This window comes from Pontibacterium sp. (genome assembly GCF_041587635.1).
Classification (GTDB): domain Bacteria; phylum Pseudomonadota; class Gammaproteobacteria; order Pseudomonadales; family Balneatricaceae; genus Pontibacterium.
The window spans coordinates 1-3493 of record NZ_JBFGYC010000435.1 but is presented as its reverse complement, the minus strand read 5'-3'; the positions used below and the strand labels follow the sequence as shown (position 1 = coordinate 3493).

Sequence of the window (3493 nt, the reverse complement as noted above, 5' to 3'; positions counted from 1 at the left end):
GTCAAAATCCAAACTGTAGCTGGACTGACCGTCAAAGACGCGGGCTGCTTCAATAGGCGAGATACCGTCTTCAGGTATACGCTGCCAGGCACCAGCCTCTTTCATCAGCTTTGCGGAAAGGTGGGTCAGGGCAATTTCACGGCCGTCTTCCGGTGGATCGGCCAGTGTTGACTGAGATGAGCGTTCGACAACCACGACCTTAAGCGGCAGGTCTGCTAAGGAGCGGGCAAAACTCAGACCGGCTGGACCTGCACCGATAATCAATACGTCATACGGCTGCTGCACGGCTACCACCTTTCTAACTGTTGAAAAGGGGGTAGCTTACCTGAACTCTCGAATTCTACCCCCGACATGGATCAAATACTCTGTGGCTGATTGAACGAACCTTCATCATTGGCGGTAGGTTTTCGACAAAAACCAGCAAAGTATGAGAGAGGCGGGGGCTGGGTAATCCCTGATGTGGATATATCCTTATCTTTTGCTTCAGATCAGGTCTATAAACGTCTTTTAATTCGGACTTTGATCGCATCTCTCAGTACAATAGCGTCAGGCCAAAAGCCTTGTTTTTAAACGGTTTGTGTACCCCACAACCTAATGCTCAGAGTATCTGGAGAACCCTATGAAACTCCCCCATTCCTCGCTGGCCTGTCTGGCCCTGTCCACTGTGCTCAGTTTTAGCGCGCAGGCGGCTGAATCGATCAAAATTGGTATCGTTGGTCCCTTTAGCGGTTCACTGGCCCAGTACGGTGACATGCAATTGAGCGGTGCTCATACGGCCATTGAAATGATCAACAACCGCGGTGGTGTCAACGGACGTCCGCTGGAAGCGGTTGAATACGATGATGTCTGCGAACCGAAGCAGGCGGTCACGGTGGCAAACCGGATCATCAATGACAATGTTAAATTTGTGGTCGGTCATTTGTGCTCCGGTTCGACCCAGCCCGCGACCGATATTTATCAGGATGAAGATGTGCTGGTGATTACCGGCTCCACTAACCCGGGTATTACCCAGCGTGGCTATTCCAAGCTGTTCCGCACGATCGGCCTTGATTCCGAACAGGGAGCCACTGCGGCTGACTATATCGCTCAGGTGATTAAACCTCAGCGGGTGGCCGTGATTCACGACAAACAACAATACGGCAAAGGCGTGGCGCTGATCGTACGCGACCTGCTGCAGGCTGAAGGTATCGATGTTGTCAGCACCGATGGCATCAACAGTGGCGCTAAAGATTTCAGTTCGCTGATTACCAAGCTTAAACGTAAACAGGTGGATTTTGTCTATTACGGCGGTTACCACCCCGAGCTGGGCCTGATGATGCGACAGGCCAAAGTCGCAGGTTTTTCACCCACGTTTATGGGACCGGAAGGCTTGGGCAATAAAGATATCGCCTTTCTTGCCGGTCAGGCAGTTGAGGGTTTGTTGGTGACCTTGCCGGTGCGCTACGACCTACAGGAGAAAAACCAGCCCGTTGTTGAATTACTGAAACAGAAGGGCGTTGAACCGAGCGGCCCGTTTATCTGGACAAGCTTTGCGGCGGTAGAAGTGTTAGCCGATGCCATGCAGCGTACGCAGTCTGATGCGCCCGTTGATGTTGCCGAGGCGCTGCATAACTTCACGTTTGAGACGGTGCTGGGACCGATACGCTGGGATGAGCACGGTGACCTGCAGGGGTTTGAGTTCGGCATCTATCAGTGGCACGCCGATGGTACCGGGACGCCGGTTGTACGACCGTCAAAATAACGCGTTTTAGTCTGATTTCTGTCCTATCTATTTCCGTGTGTTGCGCGGGAATAGATGGGGTGGAGATTAACGTTTCGTTTTTTGTGTAATATGGAAATTAACTTTCCGGTTTGTGCTTGTCTTTAGCTGTAACCCTCCCCGTAACACCCCGTTATTCCTGAATATCTGTTTTCTGAACGTGTTGGCACGCTCCTTGTAACGTCTGTCGTTATAACAAGAGTCATAACAATAACACGGCACAGAAGACGCACAGATGAACGATAAAAACATCCTCATTCTTGGTATTGGCAACATCCTTTGGGCTGATGAAGGTTTTGGTGTGCGTTGTGTGGAAACGCTGAACGAGCGTTATCGCTTTGGTGGCAACGTCAAACTGATGGATGGTGGCACACAAGGGATCTATCTGGTGCAGCATGTGCAGGCCGCCGATGTGCTGGTGGTGTTTGATGCCATCGATTACGGCCTTGAACCGGGCACTCTGAAGAAAATCTACGATGATGACGTACCCAAGTTTATGGGTGCTAAACAGATGAGCCTGCATCAGACAGGCTTTCAGGAAGTACTAGCAATGGCCGAGTTCACCGGCAATTACCCGGAGCATCTGTTGCTGGTGGGTTGTCAGCCCGTTGAGCTGGAAGATTTTGGCGGCAGCTTGCGTGAGCCGGTACGCGCACAGATCGATCCCTCGCTGGAGATTGCCCTCGATTACCTGCAGCAGTTTGCTATCACTCCTGAACGCCATGATCAGCCTGCCGAAGCGCTGGCGCCGGGTGAGCTGGGGTTGAATGAGTATGAAGCGGGTCGTCCCTCTGAAATGGATGCGTTCCGTAAAGGGGATCTGCGATTCCTAATTGACGAGACTGCTGAATCTGGAGAGCGCTGAGGTGTGCCTCGGTATCCCGATGCAGGTTGTGCGCAGTGATGAACATCGTGCTGAGTGCCGCAACGGTAGCGAGTCTGAGTGGGTGGATATGTCGCTGGTCGGAGAGCAAGCAGAAGGATGCTGGGTGTTGGTTTTTCTGGGCGCGGCTCGCGAAATCTTAGATGAGCCACGTGCGATACAGATGCGCGATGCGCTGAGTGCGGTGCACGCCGTGATGCAAGGAAACGAGGCCGATCTGGACAGTTTGTTTGCCGATCTGGTGGACCGTGAACCTCAGTTGCCTGAGCACCTGCAGAAAAACTGACAGCGAACATACAAGAATAATCTGAAGTAGCCAAAGAAGTAGCCAGAATAGGAACCAACTATGCCATCGCCTTTGATCAATCGACTGGTCGACGAGCTGGGTTATCCCCGCCTGGACCAGAACAGTTTCGACGACTTCATCAAATCAGCGCCGTTCTCCGTGTTGTTTTTTACTGAAGAACCCAAGCGTTTTCCAGAAAGCAATGACGTGGCAGTTATCCTGCCAGAGCTGGTTAAAAGCTTTCCACAACTGACGCCAGCAGTAGTTTCAACCGATGCCGAGAAAGCGTTGCAGGGCCGATACAACTTTACTGTCTGGCCTGCTCTGGTGTTTTTGAAAGAGGGGCGTTATCTGGGCACTATCACCAAGGTGCAGAACTGGGATGTGTATATGGCTGAGATCGGCAGCATTCTGGCACTTGAGCCGCGTCGAGACCCGGGTATTGGTATTCCGGTTGTGGTTAATCCAGTGGCTAGCAGCTGCGGTCAGTGAGGTAAAAAGCATGCAGAACAACGGTATTGAATTGCTGAATATTCCTATGGGTCCGGGCAGTCAGGACGAAGGC

At 52.0% G+C, this 3493-nt stretch carries 5 protein-coding genes; 4 read left to right on the top strand and 1 reads right to left on the bottom strand.

All coding sequences use genetic code 11. The features are described from left to right. Positions 1–285: FAD-dependent monooxygenase (locus ABYW01_RS16995; protein WP_372835009.1), on the bottom strand; the 285-nt coding region annotated here is incomplete at its 3' end. Positions 286–619: 334 nt separating this feature from the next. On the opposite strand from ABYW01_RS16995, the gene ABYW01_RS16990 reads away from it, so the two are divergent. The 4 genes from ABYW01_RS16990 (at position 620) to ABYW01_RS16975 (ending at position 3420) form a co-directional block, all read left to right on the top strand. Then, complete coding sequence (locus tag ABYW01_RS16990; protein WP_372835008.1) at positions 620–1741, top strand: high-affinity branched-chain amino acid ABC transporter substrate-binding protein; 1122 nt, start codon at positions 620–622, stop codon at positions 1739–1741. Positions 1742–1994: 253 nt separating this feature from the next. Further along, positions 1995–2624: a HyaD/HybD family hydrogenase maturation endopeptidase gene (locus ABYW01_RS16985; protein WP_372835005.1), complete on the top strand. Its 630-nt coding sequence runs from the start codon at positions 1995–1997 to the stop codon at positions 2622–2624. 1 nt (position 2625) lies between these two features. Beyond that, positions 2626–2928, top strand: coding sequence for a HypC/HybG/HupF family hydrogenase formation chaperone (gene hypC / locus ABYW01_RS16980; protein ID WP_372835002.1), 303 nt, complete (start codon positions 2626–2628; stop codon positions 2926–2928). Between the two features lie 60 nt (positions 2929–2988). Beyond that, positions 2989–3420 carry a hypothetical protein gene (locus ABYW01_RS16975; protein WP_372834999.1) on the top strand — a complete coding sequence of 144 codons (432 nt, stop codon included), beginning with the start codon at positions 2989–2991 and terminating at the stop codon, positions 3418–3420. Positions 3421–3493: the final 73 nt, after the last annotated feature.